General features: G+C 43.7%; 22 protein-coding genes. 21 read left to right on the forward strand and 1 reads right to left on the reverse strand.

The window, feature by feature from the left end; translation table 11 throughout:
• Nucleotides 1-140 precede the first annotated feature (140 nt).
• The 12 genes from J2S00_RS09045 to J2S00_RS09100 all read left to right on the forward strand — a co-directional run bounded on the left by J2S00_RS09045 (nt 141) and on the right by J2S00_RS09100 (nt 9,822).
• A complete protein-coding gene (locus J2S00_RS09045; RefSeq protein ID WP_307338449.1) occupies nt 141-1,745 on the forward strand; it encodes a multicopper oxidase family protein in 1,605 nt (534 codons plus the stop codon).
• Nucleotides 1,746-1,844: 99 nt separating this feature from the next.
• Nucleotides 1,845-2,393, forward strand: coding sequence for a TVP38/TMEM64 family protein (locus tag J2S00_RS09050; RefSeq protein WP_307338451.1), 549 nt, complete (start codon nt 1,845-1,847; stop codon nt 2,391-2,393).
• 114 nt (nt 2,394-2,507) lie between these two features.
• Nucleotides 2,508-3,440, forward strand: a complete 933-nt coding sequence (locus tag J2S00_RS09055) for a F510_1955 family glycosylhydrolase (RefSeq protein ID WP_307338453.1) — start codon at nt 2,508-2,510, stop codon at nt 3,438-3,440.
• A gap of 84 nt (nt 3,441-3,524) precedes the next feature.
• Nucleotides 3,525-3,839 (forward strand): hypothetical protein, encoded by a 315-nt coding sequence (locus J2S00_RS09060; RefSeq protein WP_007502341.1) that lies wholly within the window; start codon nt 3,525-3,527, stop codon nt 3,837-3,839.
• Nucleotides 3,840-4,005: 166 nt separating this feature from the next.
• Nucleotides 4,006-4,416, forward strand: coding sequence for a MerR family transcriptional regulator (locus J2S00_RS09065; RefSeq protein ID WP_307338466.1), 411 nt, complete (start codon nt 4,006-4,008; stop codon nt 4,414-4,416).
• 1 nt (nt 4,417) lies between these two features.
• Nucleotides 4,418-4,687, forward strand: a complete 270-nt coding sequence (locus J2S00_RS09070) for a thioredoxin family protein (protein ID WP_007506641.1) — start codon at nt 4,418-4,420, stop codon at nt 4,685-4,687.
• Between the two features lie 402 nt (nt 4,688-5,089).
• Nucleotides 5,090-5,266 (forward strand): hypothetical protein, encoded by a 177-nt coding sequence (locus J2S00_RS09075; RefSeq protein WP_307338475.1) that lies wholly within the window; start codon nt 5,090-5,092, stop codon nt 5,264-5,266.
• Nucleotides 5,267-5,308: 42 nt separating this feature from the next.
• Nucleotides 5,309-5,905, forward strand: coding sequence for a class I SAM-dependent methyltransferase (locus J2S00_RS09080; RefSeq protein ID WP_307338477.1), 597 nt, complete (start codon nt 5,309-5,311; stop codon nt 5,903-5,905).
• A 176-nt stretch (nt 5,906-6,081) separates the two neighbouring features.
• Nucleotides 6,082-6,834: an urease accessory protein UreH domain-containing protein gene (locus J2S00_RS09085; protein ID WP_307338480.1), complete on the forward strand. Its 753-nt coding sequence runs from the start codon at nt 6,082-6,084 to the stop codon at nt 6,832-6,834.
• A 180-nt stretch (nt 6,835-7,014) separates the two neighbouring features.
• Nucleotides 7,015-7,623: a hypothetical protein gene (locus J2S00_RS09090; RefSeq protein WP_307338483.1), complete on the forward strand. Its 609-nt coding sequence runs from the start codon at nt 7,015-7,017 to the stop codon at nt 7,621-7,623.
• A gap of 73 nt (nt 7,624-7,696) precedes the next feature.
• Nucleotides 7,697-8,401: a response regulator transcription factor gene (locus tag J2S00_RS09095; protein ID WP_307338485.1), complete on the forward strand. Its 705-nt coding sequence runs from the start codon at nt 7,697-7,699 to the stop codon at nt 8,399-8,401.
• Entirely contained in the window at nt 8,398-9,822 is a 1,425-nt protein-coding gene (locus tag J2S00_RS09100) for a sensor histidine kinase (protein WP_307338488.1), read from the forward strand. Before J2S00_RS09095 ends, J2S00_RS09100 begins: the two co-directional genes overlap by 4 nt.
• Before the next feature lie 304 nt (nt 9,823-10,126).
• Here the strand turns inward: J2S00_RS09100 and J2S00_RS09105 are convergent, their stop codons facing one another.
• Nucleotides 10,127-11,806 carry a plastocyanin/azurin family copper-binding protein gene (locus tag J2S00_RS09105; protein WP_307338491.1) on the reverse strand — a complete coding sequence of 560 codons (1,680 nt, stop codon included), beginning with the start codon at nt 11,804-11,806 and terminating at the stop codon, nt 10,127-10,129.
• Nucleotides 11,807-12,339: 533 nt separating this feature from the next.
• Here J2S00_RS09105 and J2S00_RS09110 point away from each other — a divergent pair.
• The 9 genes from J2S00_RS09110 to queD all read left to right on the forward strand — a co-directional run bounded on the left by J2S00_RS09110 (nt 12,340) and on the right by queD (nt 21,008).
• On the forward strand, nt 12,340-12,771 hold the full coding sequence (locus tag J2S00_RS09110; protein ID WP_307338494.1) for a cytochrome c family protein: 432 nt from the start codon (nt 12,340-12,342) through the stop codon (nt 12,769-12,771).
• Between the two features lie 16 nt (nt 12,772-12,787).
• Entirely contained in the window at nt 12,788-14,656 is a 1,869-nt protein-coding gene (gene nosZ / locus J2S00_RS09115) for a Sec-dependent nitrous-oxide reductase (protein ID WP_307338496.1), read from the forward strand.
• Nucleotides 14,657-14,757: 101 nt separating this feature from the next.
• Complete coding sequence (locus J2S00_RS09120) at nt 14,758-15,321, forward strand: hypothetical protein (protein ID WP_307338498.1); 564 nt, start codon at nt 14,758-14,760, stop codon at nt 15,319-15,321.
• Entirely contained in the window at nt 15,318-16,688 is a 1,371-nt protein-coding gene (gene nosD / locus J2S00_RS09125) for a nitrous oxide reductase family maturation protein NosD (RefSeq protein WP_307338501.1), read from the forward strand. The genes J2S00_RS09120 and nosD overlap by 4 nt, the downstream gene beginning before the upstream one ends.
• Nucleotides 16,688-17,482, forward strand: coding sequence for an ABC transporter permease subunit (locus J2S00_RS09130; protein ID WP_307338505.1), 795 nt, complete (start codon nt 16,688-16,690; stop codon nt 17,480-17,482). The genes nosD and J2S00_RS09130 overlap by 1 nt, the downstream gene beginning before the upstream one ends.
• A complete protein-coding gene (locus tag J2S00_RS09135; protein ID WP_307338508.1) occupies nt 17,482-18,153 on the forward strand; it encodes an ABC transporter ATP-binding protein in 672 nt (223 codons plus the stop codon). The genes J2S00_RS09130 and J2S00_RS09135 overlap by 1 nt, the downstream gene beginning before the upstream one ends.
• Nucleotides 18,150-18,524, forward strand: a complete 375-nt coding sequence (locus tag J2S00_RS09140) for a FixH family protein (RefSeq protein WP_307338510.1) — start codon at nt 18,150-18,152, stop codon at nt 18,522-18,524. Before J2S00_RS09135 ends, J2S00_RS09140 begins: the two co-directional genes overlap by 4 nt.
• Nucleotides 18,525-19,225: 701 nt before the next feature.
• A complete protein-coding gene (locus J2S00_RS09150; RefSeq protein ID WP_307338513.1) occupies nt 19,226-20,395 on the forward strand; it encodes an MFS transporter in 1,170 nt (389 codons plus the stop codon).
• A 172-nt stretch (nt 20,396-20,567) separates the two neighbouring features.
• Nucleotides 20,568-21,008: a 6-carboxytetrahydropterin synthase QueD gene (gene queD, locus J2S00_RS09155; protein ID WP_307338516.1), complete on the forward strand. Its 441-nt coding sequence runs from the start codon at nt 20,568-20,570 to the stop codon at nt 21,006-21,008.

Here is a 21,008-nt window from a genome sequence, read left to right on the forward strand (position 1 = left end):
TTAAATTTTTTAACTATTAAAAGGTGACAACAATGTCAACTCTGGTTATGATCGCTTTCTTCATATTTTCTTCACAATTTTTGTTTATGATAGATGTTGCAAAACAATAGCTGACTTAACAAGAAAGGAAGAGGGGCCAGATGAATACATTCTTGAAGGCAACACTCATAACAATAGGGTTAATCATAGTGCTTGTTGGTTGCAGTGTACCTATTGCAGATGATGCTAAACAGGTCAGCCATGATCCTGAAGAGAAGACCCATGAAGACTCGATCAAGGAAGAAGATGGAAAAGTTGTGATTAATTTAAAAGCGACAGAAACCCAGTGGATGTTTAACGATGAGCTGATGGAAGACATTTGGTCTTACAACGGTTCTCTGCCAGGAAAAGAAATTCGTGTCCGTGAAGGAGACCATGTGGTTGTCCGCTTTAATAATGAACTTGATGTGCCGACAGCTGTCCATTTCCATGGAGTTCCTGTTCCCAATGAGATGGATGGCGTGCCGGGCATCACTCAAAATGCGGTGATGCCAGGAGAGGAGTTCGTCTATGAATTTGTGGCCGATGCTCCAGGGACTTACTGGTATCATTCCCACCAGGACGGAGCTAATCAGGTGGAAAAAGGATTGTATGGTGCCTTTATTGTGGAGCCTAAGGACCAACCAGATTACGATCTTGATCAGGTGATCATGATTGATGATTGGTCTTCCGTGGGCATGGTGCACGTAGAGATGGAACATGGTGAAATGGAACACGGTGATCACGGCAACATGGATCACAATGGCATGCATCATGGGGAAGACAATGGAGAGGGTCACATGGGTCATGGTAAGAGGGACCACGGCATGCATCAAGATGAGATGTCCCATGATGAGATGATGAAAATGATGTACGATACCTTACTCATTAATGGTAAAGCTGGTCAAGCCATTGAACCGATTAAGGTACAGGAAGGGGACATGGTTAAGTTGCGGTTTGTCAATACAGGCCTTTTCACGCAAGTGATTACCATTCCGGGCCATGAGTTTAAGGTGACCCATTATGACGGGCAGGAAGTGAATCAACCAGAATGGATCTCTGGCCAGGCTATCCGCATTGCTCCGGCTGAACGCTTTGATATCGAATTAAGCATGAACCAGCCGGGTGCATGGGACATCCGAGTCTATGCCGAACGGAACCCGGACCAGTTGCAGGTCATTATTCCTCTCATCTATGACGGCTATGAGAGCGAAACTGTTGTGGCCGCTGATGACTTTGAAACATTCTTTGACTTGACCGCCTACGGTGCTCCGCTGGAGATTGAACTTGGTGACGTGACCAAGGAGTACAACATGATTCTGGGTTCAGATGATGGCGGAGAAACTTTCACCATCAACGGCAAACAGATGAATACTGAGGAAGTGGATGGCCACGAGGTGTATGACGTTCAACAGGGCGATGTGGTTAAAATGACCATTGTAAACAAAACAGACGTGGACCATCCCATGCACCTGCACGGCCACTTTTTCTATGTCACTTCCCGCAATGGGGAACTGGTATCAGGTTCACCTGTTAAAAAAGAAACGTTAAATGTACGTCCCAATGAGACCTATGAGATTGTCTTCGTGGCTGACAATCCGGGCAATTGGATGTTCCATTGTCATGAACTGCACCACGCCAGCGCTGGCATGGTGGCCAAAGTTCAGTATACAGACTACGAATCCAATTTCACACCAGACCCTCATATTCCCAACAAACCGGAGTAGGGTTTGGGGCAAATAAGACACGGAAACAAAAAGAATGGAAGGCTCCTTCAGGCAGGGAGCCGTGCTTGACGTATATAATCTTAGTTGTAGGAGCGGCTTATGGAAGGATATATTCTCGTCTACTTTGAGAAATATGAACAGGTTGCCTTTGTGATCAGCATCCTGCTCAATGTGATCATTGCTGTGCTGGGGGTGATCCCCAGTTTCTTTTTAACAGCGGCGAACTTAGTCTTCTTTGGATTCTGGAAAGGGACACTCATTTCCTTTATTGGAGAGTCAGCCGGGGCAATGGTGGCCTTCTATCTATACCGCAAAGGGTTTCGGAAGATGTCGCAGAAACATGTACAAAAGTATCCCAGAGTGAGACGTTTGCTTAACAGCCGAGGCAAGGAAGCATTTTTTCTGGTCTTTTCCTTGCGTCTCTTGCCGTTTGTTCCTTCCAGTTTGGTCACCTTTGCAGCCGCCATTGGAAACATCTCATTTTTGCTGTTTGCCATGGCCAGTACGATTGGTAAAATACCAGCCCTGTTAATCGAAGCCTATTCGGTGTACCAGGTGACACAATTTGAATGGCAAGGAAAAATCATTTTGTCCCTGGCCGCGGTATACATGTTGTACTCGATCTGGCGCAGAACTTTCCAAAAGTAAGAAAATCAAGCCAGCTCGTCTCCAAGGGGTACAGCTTCTAGAGGATGAGCAAAATGTGAGTCACAACAACCACGATTTTGATATTTAAAATAAATGAAGGGAGATTAGTCATAGATGTACAAGAAGGTCAGACTATTCATTACACTTTCATTACTGGTTATATTAACAGCATGTGCTCAAAACGACAAGGATTCCGTGGATGTAGGGGAGAGCGTAGACTCCTTTATGCATGTACACGGGCTATCCTATGATCCACAAGAGCCTTATGATCTCTATCTAAGTACACATCATGGTCTGATTCGAATCGATGATGAGGGACAATGGAACTGGACGAGCTCAGCTGAACATCGACACGATTTAATGTCCTTTACATTTCGGGATGAAGAGACGATGATTTCAAGCGGTCATCCCGCTAAGGCTTCTGACTTTCAAGATCCCTTAGGTGTCATTATCAGTAAAGATCGGGGCAAAACATGGGAACCCATTGCCTTACATGGGGAAGTTGATTTTCATGTCATGGAAGTGAATGCCAGTGACCCCGATGTGATCTATGGGATTGATGCACATGGATCGGGCTTGTACCGGTCAACGGATGGCGGGTTTAATTGGGAAGTTCTAGAAACTAAAGGTTTACCAGAGGATTTTGCCACAGTTTTTGCCTTGGTTTCCGACCCTGGTAACCCAGAGTCTGTTTTGGCAGGCACTCAGCGGGGCATTTTCAAGTCAGAGGATGGCGGAAAAACATGGGAACTTAAAAGTAACGAACAAACCTTTGTCAGCGGAAAAGGAGTATCCCAACAATCTGGTATGATTATTGTCTATTTATACGGACAATCTCCAGGGCTGATGATCAGTCATGATTTCGGAGAAACATGGGATTCATTAAATCTGGTGTTAGAAGGCAATGATGCAGTGACGCATATTGCAGTGCATCCAAGTGAAGAAGGGGTCTATACGGTAGGAACCGGAGAAGAGCATCTGTTTCAAACGGCAGATGGCGGAGAGAACTGGATTCAAATTGCTGAAAACGGGAAACCATTACGTTAAAACATGATTTCTTCATATCTTCATCACAGTTTTATCAAATCTTTTGGGTATATTTTTACTGAAACAAGAAAGGAGGAGACGCAAATGCAAAACAAAAAACTGATGTTGGTCATGTCATTTGCTCTAGCAGCCGTATTGGTGGTAGGAGGGACGGTTTTTGCTTCACCATCTGAAGGAACCGGTGGCATGGGTATGATGAGCGGGATGATGAACGAAAATGGAAACGGCATGATGAACATGATGAATGGACATGGGATGTCCAGCATGATGGAGCGCATGATGGGAGAAGGAATGAAGGAAATGATGGAAGCCATGAACTCTCCTGAAGGACAAAAAATGATGGAGACTTGCCTCAACTTCATGTCATCTAATTCCCAAAAAGAAAACACACAAGAATAAGATTCCACGTACAGGAAAAGGGAGACCAACAAAAAGTGGTCTTCCTTTTTCATGGTAATGGTAAGTATAAGGGATGCTTCTTGAACCATTTTTTTAAAAAAGAAGAAACATAACCATTGACCCCGTACCTTACTACAGATGGTATGCTAAAGTCGGAGGTGAACAGATGAGCTTAACGATCGGTCAAGTGGCCAAACGATCAAACGTCAATCTAGAGACGGTTCGTTATTATGAAAGACTAGGATTAATTAAGGAGCCACCGCGGACAGAAGCGGGATACCGCATGTTTCCGGCAGACGTGGTAGACAAGATCAAGTTTATAAAAAGAGCTCAGGAACTGGGTTTTACATTATCTGAAATTAAAAAACTGATTCGTATCGCTGAAAATGAAGAGCACTTTACCGCTCATGAAGTCCATCAATTTGCCAAGCAGAAACTTGATGACCTTGAGGCAAAGATTCGGGACCTTGAAAAAATGAAATCTGTTTTACAGGATTTGTCAGAACGGTGTTCTGGAAAAGGACCCATTTGTGATTGTCCAATTATCCAGAGTTTATCTCAGGAAGGAGAGAGTTAAAATGAGCAAAAGGCGTATAGAAGTGTTTACAGCAGGCTGTTATCTCTGCGATAGTGTGGTAAAAGAGATCAAAGCATTGGCTTGTTCCAACTGTGAAGTGATTGTTTACGATTTAAACAATAAATGTAACTCTAACGAGTGTGAAAATAAAGTAAAGCAGTACGGCATTCAATCGATTCCGGCTGTGGCCATTAACGGTAAGTTAGTGGATTGCTGTCAAGGTAAGGGCGTAGATATAGAAAAGTTAAAAGCAGCGGGACTTGGTCAATAATTATACCTGAAAACAAGAGAGTAGGAGGCTGGCTGTCAGTCTCCTGTTTTTATTAACAACGTAGAAAATTTAAAAAGGTGATTCAACCTTTCACTAGAACATTATGATTAAAACTGATGTCTATATCAAGCTTTTTTGAAAAAGGGGAGTGTACCGTGGATACATTACTCGAATATTTATCCTATGTGTTAATATTAGTGCTGGTGTTTATGATGTTTTCTTGCTTAAGAGGCATTGGAAAAAGCGGAGGCAGTGGCTGAGGTATGCATGGTGGTGGGAAAGATTCCTGCCATACCAACCAGAAGAAATCGTCTTCGGTAACATTCACTGAATCCATTATTGTTACTCTTAATTGCAATTAAAGCGGTTTGTTTAGTTATTTGTTGGAAGGGAATATCTATGGTGAGCAAGAAAAGTAGACAGGGAAATAATAAATCAGAAAAGGATCCAATTATTACTTCCGATCAAAGTTACCAAGAAGAGTTGCAATCTCTCCAGAAAAGAATGAATGAACTGATGGAGCAAAATGAAAAATTAAGAAAAGAAATGCAAACGATAAAAGATTCGAATCACAGATAAGTTAGCTATCGGTACAAACTTTCAATTCGGAGGTGAAACATCATGGGAAAGTGGTTTTCTAAGCTTTATGATCTGGTAATGGAACCTTTAGAAAGACTCAAGTTTCGATACATTCGAGAAACGCTTATTCATAAAGCAAAAGGAAATGTGTTAGAAATCGGTTCCGGTACAGGATTGAACTTTCCGTATTACACGCAAGCAGTAAAAGTCACCGCCATTGAACCTGATCCTACCATGAGGAAGAAGTCTTTAAAACGCGCAGAACATGCCCAAGTCCCCATTGACGTCATTTTAGCTGATGCACAAGCACTCCCTTTCCCGGAACATACTTTTGATACAGTTGTAGGTACCTTAGTGCTTTGTACAATACCCAATCCTGAAAAAGCTTTGAATGAAATCCGGAGAGTTTGTAAGCCGGGTGGCCATGTTCTCTTTTTCGAACATGTCCGGGCCGAACACTCGCTATTAGGTCGTTTGCAGGATTGGATGACCCCCGTATGGAAACGAGTTTGTAACGGTTGCCATTTAAATCGCGAGACGCTCGAAACCGTAAAAAAAGCAGGTTTTACAATTGTTCATGTTGAAAAGCACAACAATGGGATCTTGCTCATGATTGAAGCTTTGAATGAAAATAGATGATTGAAAACATGCTAAGTTAAATCATGAATGGTCTTCCTATACTTGTAGCTTCCATGATTTGGATAGAAATTCCATAATGTTAATATAGTCTTCATAGTTTTATCACATTTAATGTTTATAGTAGATAACAAAGTCATTTGAGAAACGAGACGACAAGTTCAAAGGAGCAGTACACTATGGATTGGTATATTCAGTTTGTGCAATGGTTATCTTTTATCAGTGAGCCCTTAAGTAATCTTTATCATTCTCAACAAACTCCGATTCTTGGAGCCTTATTGTTAGGGATATTAGGTGCTGTAGCCCCTTGCCAGATTTCAGCTAACATGGGGGCCATCTCGTATACGACAAACCGAATGGCACAAGGTAAGAAATGGCTCACCGAAATCGTGAGTTTTTTTGCAGGGAAAACTTTCGTGTATTTTTTATTAGGATTATTGGTTCTGTGGATGGGCAAAGAGCTCGAAGCTTTGACCATTCCGGTTTTTCAGGCTACTCGAAAAATAATTGGTCCATTGTTTTTGATCACGGGTCTTTATTTTGTTGGTTGGATTAAAATCAGGGGACTATTTACGGAAAGATTACTTAAATATCGAGGCCTAACCGAGAAGTTTTCCGGCAATAAGCGGGCTTTCTCTTTGGGAGTTTTATTGTCTCTCGCCTTTTGCCCCACTATGTTTTTAATCTTTTTTGGTTTATTGATGCCTTTGGTGTTAGGGATCACGGGATATGGATTTATACTACCATTATTGTTTTCTATTGGTACGTTTATCCCCGTGTTGCTTTTCTTCGTGCTGGCTTTTAGCTTTGGAGTGGATCGTGCCTTTATGAAGAAATCAAAAAAAGTGGCACGCATCATTCAGGTCATGACTGGTATCATTTTCATTGTGCTTGGTATTCATGACATTATTTTGTACTGGACGCTATCTTAAATCGGTTGTGAAGCAGGAAGAAACCAATGAGGTGTCATTTCTTGCATATCACAAATAAGTCAGTAGAGAATGACAAGATGCAGTCATCATTGCCTCCACGTATTAGATTCACTGTGGACATAGTCGGGGTATCTGATCATATCTATAATATAGATATTGAAAGAATAGGTGGTATGAAAGATGTATGATCATATACCCTTGGTTAGTATGTATATCATCGCCGTTTTGTGGGTCATCTGTTTTGCTTTTGTGTTTCATCGTCACATTACAGGAATGGCCGGTATGGTGGCTGCCATGGGGATTGGCATGACCAGCGGGCTAGGTATAGGCATGGTTTTAGGTATTGCCCAAGGGGACTATTTTTTACAAGCAATCATCATGGGCATGTTGGTCGGGATGATCTTTGGTCTTTTGGCAGGAAGTCCTTTTGGTTTGGTGGCCATAGTGGATGGGATTTCATCTGGGATTATGGGTGGGATGATGGGAGCCATGACTGGCGCCATGATCCCTCCTGAACATGGCCTGTCTATGATTAAAATTATTTTTGTGTTGTCAATGGGAATGTATTTTATTATTTATTTGCTGCTTCACCAGGAAGCAGATCTTCATGAGCGTAGATCAAAGCAAACGGGATGGGTCAAAATCATGTTGTCCAAACCTTCTCTGCTCTTTATTATTGTTTGCTTCTTTCTTATTCAGATCTACAAAATGGAGGGAACAGAAGTTAAGAAAGGATTAGATGATGCACCACATCCATCGCACGGTATGGTGGTGGAAGAAGGCCCATGATCATCACATTTTTATCACATTTTAGATTTAAAATAAGAAATATAAAACAGGGTTTAAAAAATGAGGGATTGAAGTGAACAAGTTTCATATTCTTATTGTTGACGATGAATGGAACATGAGAAACCTGTTGCGCATTCATTTGACTAAAGCAGGATTTCAAGTGAGTGAAGCCAAAAATGGACAGGAAGCATTAGAACTGATAGAACAACAAAATGTGGACTTGATTATTCTTGATTTAATGATGCCGGATATGGATGGTTTGGATGTATGTGCAAAGATTCGCCAAACAAAGCAGACACCTATCCTCATGTTGACGGCTCGAACAGACACAAAGGATAAGGTTGATGGGCTTAATGTCGGAGCGGATGACTACTTGACCAAGCCGTTTGAAGCGGAGGAGCTCGTTGCCCGGGTTCATGCTTTGCTTAGAAGGGCTTACAGGGGCGAAGCACAGTTAAATAAAGGGATATTAACGTTTCGTAAGTTAAAAATCGATCCGGCAGGAAGAAAAGTGATCGTTGCCGGACAACCTGTTCATTTTACGCCAAAAGAGTTTAGCCTGTTATTATTACTGGCCAGTCATCCTGAACGCGTATTTACCCGGGAACATTTGCTGTACCACATTTGGGGAGAAGATTATATTGGGGATGAACGAACGGTTGATACCCATATTAAAAGTATACGGGCTAAGTTTCGTCAAGCGGGCCTGTCCTATAATCCCATCCAGACAGTATGGGGAGTAGGCTACAAGTTTAAGGGACGTGAAGGGCAGACATGAACCTCAATCGGATTGATATTAAATTAGGTGTTGCTATGATGCTTTTCTTTCTCGTCCTTTTACTTCCCTTGGGATTTGTTATCAACCAGATTTTTTCTGGTTTTTATTATACCAAAGTCCAAGAGGAAACCAGCCGACTTTCAGCGCAATATGCCCAACTGCTTGCCAATAATCGTAACGAGATGATGATACCGATGATTGAAATGATGGCCCAATTTTCTCAAGCAAGAGTATTTATTATCAATCCTGAAGGACAAGTCAGCGCTGTTGCCAATGTCCCGGGTCTTAATAAGGGCGATTCAATCATGATGGAAAAATTAGATGCTCTTGCCCTTGGACAAACCATCCAAACAACCTATACAGATCCGGAGGGTACACCGTATTATATGACCGGTACCCCGATCATGGATCAACAGTCATTCTATGGAGGGGTTTTTGTCTTATCATCCATAGAAGGGATTTACCAGTCCCTTCGTGGGGTTCGGAATTTGTTAGTCCTTGCAGGTTTTGGTGCTTTTTTTATTGCTTTAGGGTTTACAATGGTGTTATCCAGGTCTTTGTCCCGACCGTTGCTTCAAATGGAAACGGCAGCACGCAAAATTGCCAAAGGGAAATTGGAGACCCGGGTGGAAGTTGGTACAACAGATGAAATAGGTTCACTAGCGATGGCGATTAACGATTTAGCCAGGGATTTAAAACGCTACAGAGATACGAGGAGAGAATTCTTGGCCAATATTTCCCATGAATTGCGGACACCTCTCACCTATTTGGAAGGGTACGCCAAAGTATTAAAAGAAGGGTTGTATCAATCTGCAGAGGCAAGGGATAAATACTTGGATATTATCCACAAAGAGACCAAACGGTTGAACCAATTGATTAATGACTTATCTGAACTGGCTAAAATGGAGGAAGGAAGAATCAGTTTAAATTTCCAATGGGTGGACATTGCGGAAGTGTTGGAAAGTGTCTTATCCAAAACCTCATTAAAAGCCAAAGAGAAAGGATTGCTTATTCAGGTTGATATTGAGGACGATCTTCCCTTATTATATGGTGACGGCTTACGACTGGAACAAATCTTTTTAAACTTAGTGGAGAATGCCATTCGTTATACAGATGCAGGAACTGTGTCTGTTCAAGCCAAGCTTGTTGGTCAGAAAATCATCAGAACGATTGTTGAAGATACAGGCAGAGGGATACCAGAAGAGGAGCTGCCTTATATATTTGAACGGTTTTACCGCGTAGAAAAATCCCGGTCACGTCAGCATGGCGGTTCAGGTCTGGGATTAGCGATTGTAAAGAAGCTGGTCGAATTGCATGGTGGAGTTATTATGGTTTCAAGTCAGCCCGGAAAAGGGACCCGTTTTGAGGTTGATTTTCCAGTGTCGGCAAAAAAGCAAGACAGGAATGAGGGGCAGAAATGAGAGGGTTAGAGTGGATTATCGCCGTTGTATTGGTTTTTATCGGTTTACATTGCTTAACCGTGTCAGCCGTATGGATGTTTAATCCCGAGTCAATAAGACAGTACTTTATAACCCTCTTTCGTATTTGTCTTTGGACCGGGATTCCGGTTATTATTGCAGTGATCATATGCTTATTTATAAAAAAGTACAACACGAGCAAATAAAAAATAAATTGCAATGACAGACAAACAGAAGGCCCCGATCACCTTCAAACCTTTGTCAATAGGGAAGAAGCTGAGGAGCCTTATTTTACTCATAACAGGATTTAGGAGCGGAATTTGCGGATGATAATGGGCAATACAATCATCCCGGCAAGAGCTAGCGGCAGTGCATACCACATGTTAAAGCTTGCTTGTTGTGAACCGCTTTTCTCATCTGAATCGTAAACGATTACTTTTCCTTTCATGTAGGGATGGGGAATACAAATATATTCATATTCGCCTACTTCTGTGAAGGTATAGCTAAACTTCTCGCCATGTCCCAACAACGGTGAGGCAAACATTTCAGGTCCTGAGGTGGCCGCTACATCATGGATACCCGCAAACTCGCCCTCAGCATAGGTAAAGATATCTTCATTGATCCATTCAACCTCTGTTCCTACAGGCACTTTCAACACCTTGGGGTAGAAGGAATTGCCGATAATTTCTACCGTAGCCTTTTGCTGCTCTGGTGTGATAATAAATGGTTCATCGATATCGGTAGGTTCATAAGGTGAGATAATGCGCTCTGCCAATTCACGGAACTCGGCCAACTCCTCTTCTGTATAGGTCGGTCCGTCAGCCAGGATGACGCTGACCACTTCTTCATGATCGTAACTGGCTGAAAATGCACCGATCGCTCCTCTGGTAGCACTTCCAAAAGCATGGGTGACTAAGAGATAGTTGCCCTCATCTTCAGGGATTCTAAAGTCTATCACCCAGGAATCAGATGGTCCTGCCAGTACTGTCTGGCCGCCAACAAATACATTATCGGGATGGCCTTGCCAATAGACATGATCCCAGACTACGCCAACGATGTGCAATGTAGATATGATGTTAGGTCCAACGTTAAGAAAATAAATGCGTACATTATCACCGGGGCGCACTTTGATCGGGTCTTCAACATAACGAAACAGCTGGCCGTTAAACAGCACATACAGAGGATCTCCCATAATAGCATCCTTACCTGTTTTGTACATTTCGTGTTGGATCAGATACAGCTCTACATCCGGTTTTTCGCCCCTTTTTTCCAGTTCATATCCATCATCTGGCAGTACCACCAGCATCCCATACTGTCCAAACAAGGTATGCATGGGGATAGCATGACCACCCGGGGCACAATGATACATATAGACACCAGGATAAGTAACCTTGAACTTGATGCTCTTTGTTTCCCCGGCTCCAATCTGGCCTACATATTTAGACGTTTGAGTGTAAGCGGCATGGATGGACATGCCGTGGGGAATCTTGCCGGTGTTGACCACTTCAATCTCAACAATGTCGTTTTGCTTAACGATCAAGGTAGGTCCGGGAATTTTATCGTCGATAGTAAAACCGCTGTACAGTACGCCTTTACCTAGATAAACGTCCCCTTCTTTTAACGTCAGCGTAAACTTTTTGTCCGGCTCCACATCTTGCGGAACATAACTGGTGGGAGGAAGGCCGTCACAACCTGTACACCCATTCTGCTTGTCGTTCATGGGTTGCAAAATTTCAATTGGCTCCTGTTCATCTGCCTTGTCAGGCTGCTTGTTATCTGTCGTCAAGGGCGTGACTCTGTAAGGTGCATTATCTCCCCTGACAAGATCTAGTATTTCCCTGGCTTGCAGGGATGTTTCAGCCTTCTCTTCTTGCATTTCCATAAACTTCACATTACAGAAGTCACAAGCCTGAGAGACAGGAGCAAGAGCAACAAAAACAAGCAAAATAGCCAACAGGACACACAACTGCCATTTTTCTCTGGACATTTCCATACGCCTCCTCTTAGTGTGGATGTTTTAATTTTTTTATTTTTAAGCATTTAGTTTTTTAAGAGCAGGCTGAGTGGCCTCTCTTCACTCCTAATGTATAAACACACCTTAGAAAGGGAGTGTGAGTGTACTCACAGCAAAGTTTGGTTTCACAAAACCTCCTCTAATTAGCCACATTTCAACCATTTTTAAATGTGAAAATAGTCATCGGACAAGTGATACGTTCGTTATCACCAATGTAACGGTGGATAGGACTCAGAAGGGAAGTGATGTGGAAGCCCAGGCATGTAGAGGCTGTGGAGCGTTGAATAGAACCAAGGAGCAGATAGAGGATGTGAAAAACATTTTGCAACATCAGCATTTTGATTTACAACTGCAGTTTGTGAACAAAACATGGATAATCAGTGGCTGTTGTGTGTCTAAAAATTGGAATATATGTGAACTGTGACCACAATCACGTTACTTTCATATTTAAAGAGTTAACTTGAACGTGACAGCATCATATATCATGCCTGGAAAGGAGCCCGCAGATGAAGAGCAAGATCATCGCTTTTTTGATCAGCTTTTTGGTTGCGTTTGGCGGAACCTACTTATTTTTTCAATACTCAGGAAGCTCAACAGGGTCTGACCAGGGTTCCGTGGTTGGTAATGAAGTGGAAGATGAGGGAGGTGAACAAAGTATTGGTGAAATGGTAGATGCACAGTCTGGGGAGCCTTTGGAGCGTTTGGGTTGCCTCAACTGTCATGCCGTTTCTTCCTTGGGGATTCAGGGAGGTACAGCCGGACCTGATTTATCTGATGCTTACTATGTGGTAGAAGGAAAACATGGGAAAAAACTGGAGGAATATTTACAGGCACCGTCCTCAGCCGTGATGTCCGGTGTGATAGAATCCAACCCATTAACAGATGAGGATATCGAAGCGCTGGTTTCCCTTTTGAAAGAAGCAGCTGAAAAACAATAGGAGGAGGGCGCAGGTCATGAAAAAACAACTTATTCCTGTGCTGGCAGGTTTGTTGGCTGGCGTTTTGGTGGCGACCTTATTCTTTGCTGAGTTTACCACGTACGGTCCGTATTCAACAGCCGGAGTAAACAGTGCGGCTGAAAAGGTTTACGTCCCTCTTGGTGAACATGATGATTATTATTTGATAGCCTCAGGAGGACATTCGGGACAGCTCTATGTGTATGGAATTCCTTCCATGCGCAGGATTAGGACGGTCCCAGTCTTTACCCCTGATCCAGCCACTGGTTATGGCTTTAACCAGAAAACAAAAGAGATGCTGGGTGGATATACCTGGGGAGACTTTCACCACCCTGCCCTGTCCTTGACCGAGGGGGAATATGATGGTAAATGGCTCTTCGCCACCGATGTGGCTAATAACCGCATTGCTGTACTGGACTTAAAGACATTTATGGTTAAGGATATGTTGAAGGTACCCAATACGGGGGGACCGCACTGTTCCGCCTTTGTGACCGAAAACACGGAATATATTTTCTTGCCCACCCGTTTTTCCGTTCCTTTTGGGCATGAATATGCCTCTTTAGATGATTATGAGAAAAAATTCAAAGGTGTCATGTCTGCTGTCACATTTGACGAAGAGACACAAAAACTGGAGCTGGCTTACCAAGTGGCTTTACCTCCCTATTCTTATGATGTAGCCGATACAGGCAAAGGAATTTCCGCTGATTGGGCGGTCATTACCACATACAATACGGAATTAGCAACGACTGATTTGGAAATTAATGCATCCCAATTTGACAGGGACTATCTGGTGCTCTTTAACTGGAGGGAACTGGAAAAGAAGATTGAGCAAGGTGAGTATGATCTCATTGATGGGATCAAAGTGATTGATCCGCTGAAGCATAAGGGAGGTATCTATTTAGTTCCCGCAGCCAAATCCCCCCATGGTGTGGATGTGACGCCGGATGGAAAATACTTCATCTCTTCCGGAAAATTGGCGCCTTTGTTAACGGTGTTCTCTTTTGAAAAAGCATTTGAGGCCATTGAGAAAGAAAAATTTGTAGATGAAAAGTTTGGTATTCCTGTTCTAGATTATGAGTCGGTGATGGTCCGGGAAGTTAATCCAGAGAATGCGCTGGGTCCTTTGCACACCACTTTTGATGATCAAGGTTATGCTTACAGTTCCATGTTCATTTCTTCTGAAGTGATCAAATGGAATTATGAAACAGGTGAAGTGGTGGACCGCGTGGATGTCCATTACTCTCCGGGACACTTGGTGGCTGCTGAAGGGGATACCAAGTCACCAAAGGGTGAGTGGCTGGTTTCACTGAATAAAATGGCCAAGGACAACTTCTTGTCCGTGGGGCCCTCCCATCCTGAGTCCATGCAGCTGATCGATATTTCCGGAGACAAGATGGAAGTGGTTTTAACCGTGCCGGTTGATCCTGAACCCCACTATGCCCAAATTATCAGTGCAGATAAAATCAACCCGATTCATGTGTTTGAAAAAGATGAAGGCCGGCCTAACTCTGTCTGGCGGCAAGAAGACGCCCGCATTGAACGCAAAGGCAACGAAGTCCATGTCTACGGAATTGCCATGCGTTCCAAGTATATCTTTGATGCTAACGCTAAGCGCAAAGACGTCATTGAGGTCGAAGAAGGGGACAGGGTGTTCATCCATTTGACCAATATTGATCTTGACCAGGATATCACCCACGGACTGGGGATCAGTGATTATGATCTCACCATGGAAATCCAGCCCGGGGAGACGGTGACGCTGGAATTTACCGCTGATAAAGCCGGAACCTACCCGCTGTATTGTACCAACTTCTGTTCTGCTTTGCATCAAGAGATGAAAGGTTACTTGCTGGTTAAGCCGAAAAAGTAGCGTTATTTGGAGAATGAATAGCTAAGAAGGAGGAAAAGGAAGTGCTGCTTTTCCTCCTTCCTATAACCCATAACCTCTGTATTATATAGGAGATGAACATAATGCCTGCCAAACTGTCCAAACGATCCGGCTTGCTCATTGCCGGGGCTGCTGTATTGGTTTTGATGTCCGTATTCCTTCCCTGGTGGGGCATGAATTTTTATGCCCCTCAATATCCTGAAGGCTTAACGGTTAAGGTTTTTCCGTACAAGCTAGAAGGAGAGATCGACATTATTAACAGTTTGAACCACTATATTGGCATGAAAACATTCAGTGAAGAAACCTTTCCCGAATTAAAGGTATTGCCATATATTCTTGTCGCTCTTGGCTTGTTAACCCTTGTTAGCGCCTGGCTCAGACGGAAAAGATGGCTTTATATCCTCTTGGGCGTCTACATTGCCTTTGCGATCGTTGGCCTGTACGATATCCGCCGTTGGCTGGTTGATTTTGGCACTGACCTTAATCCCCAAGCTCCGATTACTGTTGAGCCTTTTGTTCCCCCCGTATTTGGAAAGAATGTGATTGCCAACTTTGAAACTTTCAGTTTTTTCAGCTACGGAGCAGCAGCCTTTGGCTTAGCCTTTATGTTAATGCTCATTTCTTTGTGGAAGGAGCGTGACCAATGACCAGGAACGGGGAAAGGAGAAGATGGCACTACGCTTTCATTTTATTCCTCCTGGGCCTCCTGTTTATTTCCGCTTTGGCTCACTTGAGTCCGGATAAGGTTTCTGGTCAAGATGGCAGACAGGAATTTTATGATTTACAAGCGCGGATTAACCAAACCACTGACAACGGTACATTATACTTGGAACCAGGCATTTATCATGGCAATGTGGTTATCGACAAACCACTGACCTTGGTTGGCAGCGGTGAGACTGTCATCCGTGGAGACGGAACAGGCGATGTGCTTACCATCACAGCTTCCGGTGTTACAGTGAAGAATGTGCACATAGAGAACAGCAGTTTCAGCCGCAACTTTGAAGATGAATTTGCCGGCATAAAAGTTTTGTCCAATGATAATCTGGTGCAAAACGTCACGATCAAACAAGCTTTTCACGGCGTCTATTTACGCTATGCGGATCACAACCGTTTAATCAATATCACTGCAACCGGGCAGGGATTTGGGATTATTGGTGGGCAGGGGAATGGCATTCATGCCCTGTATGCCCATCACAATGAGATCACAAAGAGTCAGTTCACAGGTTTTTGCGACGGCATCTACTTGGATAATGCCGATCATAATGTGATACAGGACAATCTGTTGCAGGAAAACCGCTATGGATTTCACACCATGTATGCCAGTTCCAACAAGATAATTGGCAACAGGTTTGTGCGCAATACAGGGGGCGCAGCTATTATGCATTCCAGAGAGGGAAAGATCAAGGACAATACCTTTATTTTTCACCAGGGTCCCCGTTCCTTCGCTTTGCTGTTGCAAGCCAGCAACCAGCACCAGGTGCATGATAATCGTTTTTATTTCAATCAACGGGCCCTATATGCGGATCACGCCCATGAACACCGGGTGGCAGCCAATTTGTTTGCAGCAAACAAATTGGCGGTGGAACTTTGGGGCTCGTCTGGCTATCTGACTTTTACTCAAAACCGCTTTGTTCAGAACGTGATAACTGCTGTAAAGGTGGGTGGCCATCCGCAGCAAGTTTTTTGGGGTGAAGCTGGTAAAGGAAATTACTGGGGGGTACCGCTTTTGGATCTTGACCAGGACGGGGTGGGGGATATTCCCTTTCAATATCAATCCGCGTTGTCACAGCTAGTAGAACAAAGCGAAATGTTTCATTTATTTATCAATAGCCCTGCGCTTACCTTATATGAACAGATCCAGCGGATACTAGAACGGCAAGAGGTTGTCTTGGAGGATCCCTATCCGCTTATCGGGCGGGGAGGGAGCGCATATGCCCAATGGTGGATGGCTGCCGCAGCCCTGATCCTTAGCGCTGGATGGTATGAGTACCGCTCTAGAAGGAGGACGAGGTAATGGCTTACGTATGGAAAGAATGGCAGGAACAAATACGGAGTCAGGGACTGTGGCTGGTCATGGGTATGTTTGTCTTTTCCTCGCTGATGCTGATCAGTGATTTTAGGGCGTATCCCACTGACCAGCGTTATGACATGTATCTGGTAACTTTTTATAATGTTTCTCAATATCTTCTTCCCCTGTTTAGTTTGTTTGTGGGGTCGTTTGCAATCTGGCAAGAAAAAGAGCAAAAAACACTGCTGATTCTCATAGCCAAAAAGGAATCATTTCTTACCTTCTATTTTAAAAAAAGCATTGCACTGCAAAGTGTACTGCTGGGCTTGTTCATGGCCGTCTACGTATTCCTTTCGTTTCTCTTAAAACTGTTCATCGGCTTTCACAGGCAAGGCTTTTTGATATTCCTGTTCACCATCATGGCCCTTTTATATGTGTTTAACCAGATCGGGTTAAGTCTGGGCAGTCTGTGTCACTCACGTTTACAACTAGTTGGGGCTTCTATTATGACCTGGTTTTTCTTTGCCTTTTTGTTTGATCTTGGTCTCTTAAAATTGTTGCCCCTCATTACCTATGATAATGTGCAGCTGTTTTCTCTGCTTTTCTTTCTGCAGCCCATTCAGGCAGGGCGGATCTATCTTGAAGCAGGGCTTGGCCTTTTTCCATTGGACCAATTGTCACGGCTGATGGCGCTGATGTTGTGGCTTTCACCAGGGGTCTTCCTGGTGCTTAATGTGCTGGTTTGGACCGGCGTGTCATTTTTTGCTGCCTGGGCAGGGCAATGGAAGGGGGTTCGCTGATGATCACCATTCAAGGTTTGTCTCAAAATTATCACAACCAGACTGTTTTAAGAGATATTCACTTAACCATTGATGAGCATGAACGGTGTGCCCTTGTCGGACGTAACGGATCAGGAAAAACGACACTGATCCATACTCTGTTAGGTTTTATCCCTTTTAAAAAAGGCCAGGTTTTACTCAACGGCATTCCCGTTCACCGACAGGAGTGGAAAGCTTATGTTTCCTATTTGCCGGAAAAATTCAGTTTGTACCCTCACTTGACAGGGGGGGAAAACATCAGCTTTTTTGCGGGTATTGAAGGCAAAAAGGTGGATGAAGAGAAGGTGAAAGCGTGTCTAAAGAAGGTCGGTTTGTGGGGAGACAAAGATAAGCAGGTCAAAGGCTATTCCAAGGGGATGTTACAACGTTTGGGACTGGGTATCATGCTTTATTTCGATACCCCAATCATGATTTTGGATGAACCGACCAGCGGCCTTGACCCCCACGGGCGGGCTCAGTTTTTATCCATTCTGAAAGATTTACAGGACAAAACGATTCTGTTTTCCTCTCATCATATGGATGAGATTAAGCAGATTTGTACCCATGTGGCTTTGTTGGAAGATGGTGTCATCACTAAGTTTACACTGGAGGAATTTAATCGGGAACAACATAAACGGGGATGGTTGACATGAAAAAATATGGGAGAAATATAAAATATGCAGTGGTGCTAATGGTCATATTGATGGCTATGATCGGCTGTTCTTCTGGACCTGCTTATGAAGCAGAGATCACAGCTGAAGGAGCGGTACACGAAGACAAGGTCGTGCTTCATTTAACAGTGACGGAAGGAGAGCAGCCAGTCAGCGGGTTGGATATCAAGGGGATTCTTGAGATGCGGCGCATGGATCATGGCATTATAGAGGTACACTTTGTTGAAACGGAGGCAGGTACTTACCGGGGGGAAGCCCAGTTGCCCATGGGAGGAGAGTGGATTGCTACATTGCAGATAGACAATGGTCAAGAACATGTTAGACAGATTGTGGAATTTGAGGTTATGGACTAAATGTGCAACCTGTCAGGCCTTACATTTCTTCATTGAGCGTGGTTACGTTTAAAGGCTCGGCCAGGAGTAAGATACGCCTGGCCATTTTTGTGTACGCCCGGCATGGGTGCATGATCTACATAGGAATGAGCAGGAGGGACATAATAGTGTAAAAAAAGAGTTTACAATATGGCAGACTTAACTTGGCTTACAATGGTCTTGTTGGTGCTGGCCAGTTACCGCTTAACCCATTTAATCATCCTTTGACAAAAATTTATTCGCAAGCTGTTTATGGCCCGCAAAAAGTTACCGATAAACAAGGACATACAACAACAAAAGAAGTTCCTACCTCCAAAATCGACTATCTCCTGAACTGTTACTGGTGTATTGGGGTATAGAGTGCCGGTGGGCTTAGCTTATTTTTGCGTGCCTGTTATGCCATGCCAGTTATTTTAATTTTGGCCATAGCTGGTGCTTCAGCGGTTTTGGAAACGTTTGCTGGTGTGGGGACCAAGCTGGTCGGTCTGCTCAGTCAAAAGGAGAAAGCAAGTTGACGGGTGTTACAATTCTTGTGAAAAATTTTTACTCTAATATTGAACACTTTTTGACACAGTGTTCGAATGTTAAGTTTATCACATCTAGGTCAAATCGCGATTTTATACAATGTAACCACAACTTGATAGTGTTTTAATGGACTCATTAGATGATGTGGAGGGATTAGCATGAAAGGTCAAAAATCGGCCTTAATCTTGTCAACCATTGCCATGATTATTGGTTTTGCAGCCTGGTCTGTGTTTTCTCCCATTGCGTTGCAAATAAGAGAGGCCTATAATCTGACTGCTGTTCAAGGCAGCATTCTTGTCGCTACTCCCATTCTGTTAGGGTCTGTTGCCCGCATCCCGATGGGCATATTAACAGACCGCTATGGAGGACGGAAAGTATACACTCTGACGTTGTTCTTCTTAGTCATTCCATTAGTTGGTGCAGGGCTGGCTAATTCGTTCGAGGTACTGTTGTTTTGGGCATTTTTAATTGGGATGGCAGGTACCACCTTTGCCATTGGAATCACTTTCGTATCAAAATGGTATCCTCCAGAGCAGCAAGGTTTTGCTTTGGGTGTAACTGGGATGGGCAATTTGGGGACTGCTGTCGCCGGATTCTTAATCCCGACCATTGCGGTTACGCTGGGACTGCCGTGGGTATTTTGGCTTTCTGCTGCAGCAGTGGCGTTGATGGGAGTGGTGTTCTGGTTGGGTACACAAGATGCGCCCCAACCAGGTAAAGCGAAATCGTTAGGGGAAGCATTATCCGTTTTAAGGATGAAGGAAACATGGGTTTTATCATTGTTATACTTCCTCACCTTTGGTTCCTTTGTCTCTTTTGGGGTTTACTTACCAACTTTACTTCAAGAGTTGTTTCAGTTGTCAGTGGTGGATGCAGGCTTCCGGGCTGCAGGGTTCGTTGTTTTGGCTACCTTTATGCGTCCTGTCGGAGGATGGTTATCTGACCGCTTGGGAGCTGAAAAAATTCTGGGGGTCGTTTTTATTGGAGTGGTCTTAGGTGCCTTGCTTATGAGCATTTCAACCAATAATTTGTTTTTCTTCAGTATTGGGTGTTTAGGTGTAGCCTTCCTAGTGGGGGCAGGTAACGGCGCGGTTTTCAAATTGGTACCACAAGTAGCACCGGAAAATACGGGCGCTGTAACCGGAGTGGTTGGTGCTTTTGGGGGAATAGGAGGTTTCTTTCCGCCAATTCTTCTGGGAGGTATTAAAGATCTGACCGGAGATTACTGGTTAGGCTTTGTCTTGCTTGCCATTGTGGCACTAGTGTGCTTCCTTGTAAACCGCCAGTCATTTGGAAAAGAAAAGAGGGCATCACATAAGCTGGCATAGTTTGAAGCAGAGTACAATATTAGGATTAAACGGAGGTGTTAACCTCCTTTTTTTAAATTGGGCGAACCAAGCCGTTGGAGGACAACTACTACCAGGTAAATAAGCGGTAAGCTGTCAAATTTGAAATGACTCGAATCTCTAGCTTGAAAATATTTAACGGGGAGTGAGAATGATGCCCAATGAAGTAATTGTCAGTAAGCGTTTTACTTTTGACAGTGCCCATCAGCTGGTCGGACACAAGGGGAAGTGTGCTAACCTACATGGTCACACTTATATTCTGGAAGTCATGGTTAAAGGTGAAACAAAGTGCGAGCAGCATGGTTCAGACGAAGGGTTTGTGATAGACTTTGCTGATTTAAAGGATATTGTCAAACTTAAGGTCTTAAACAGTCTGGACCATGCCTTTTTAGCCAAAGGAGATGAACCTGTTATTGATGTTTTGAAGGCGTCAGGGTCTAAAGTGGTCATCCTTGGTTTCAGAACAACGGTTGAAAATCTGGCAATCTATATTTGCCGGACACTCAAAAATGCAGGTTTGCCACTTTATGCTGTCAGGCTTTATGAAACGCCAACAAGCTGGGCGCAAGTGATGGCCGATGATATTAGGGACTAA

The organism is Caldalkalibacillus uzonensis, assembly GCF_030814135.1.
In the GTDB taxonomy this organism is placed as follows: domain Bacteria; phylum Bacillota; class Bacilli; order Caldalkalibacillales; family Caldalkalibacillaceae; genus Caldalkalibacillus; species Caldalkalibacillus uzonensis.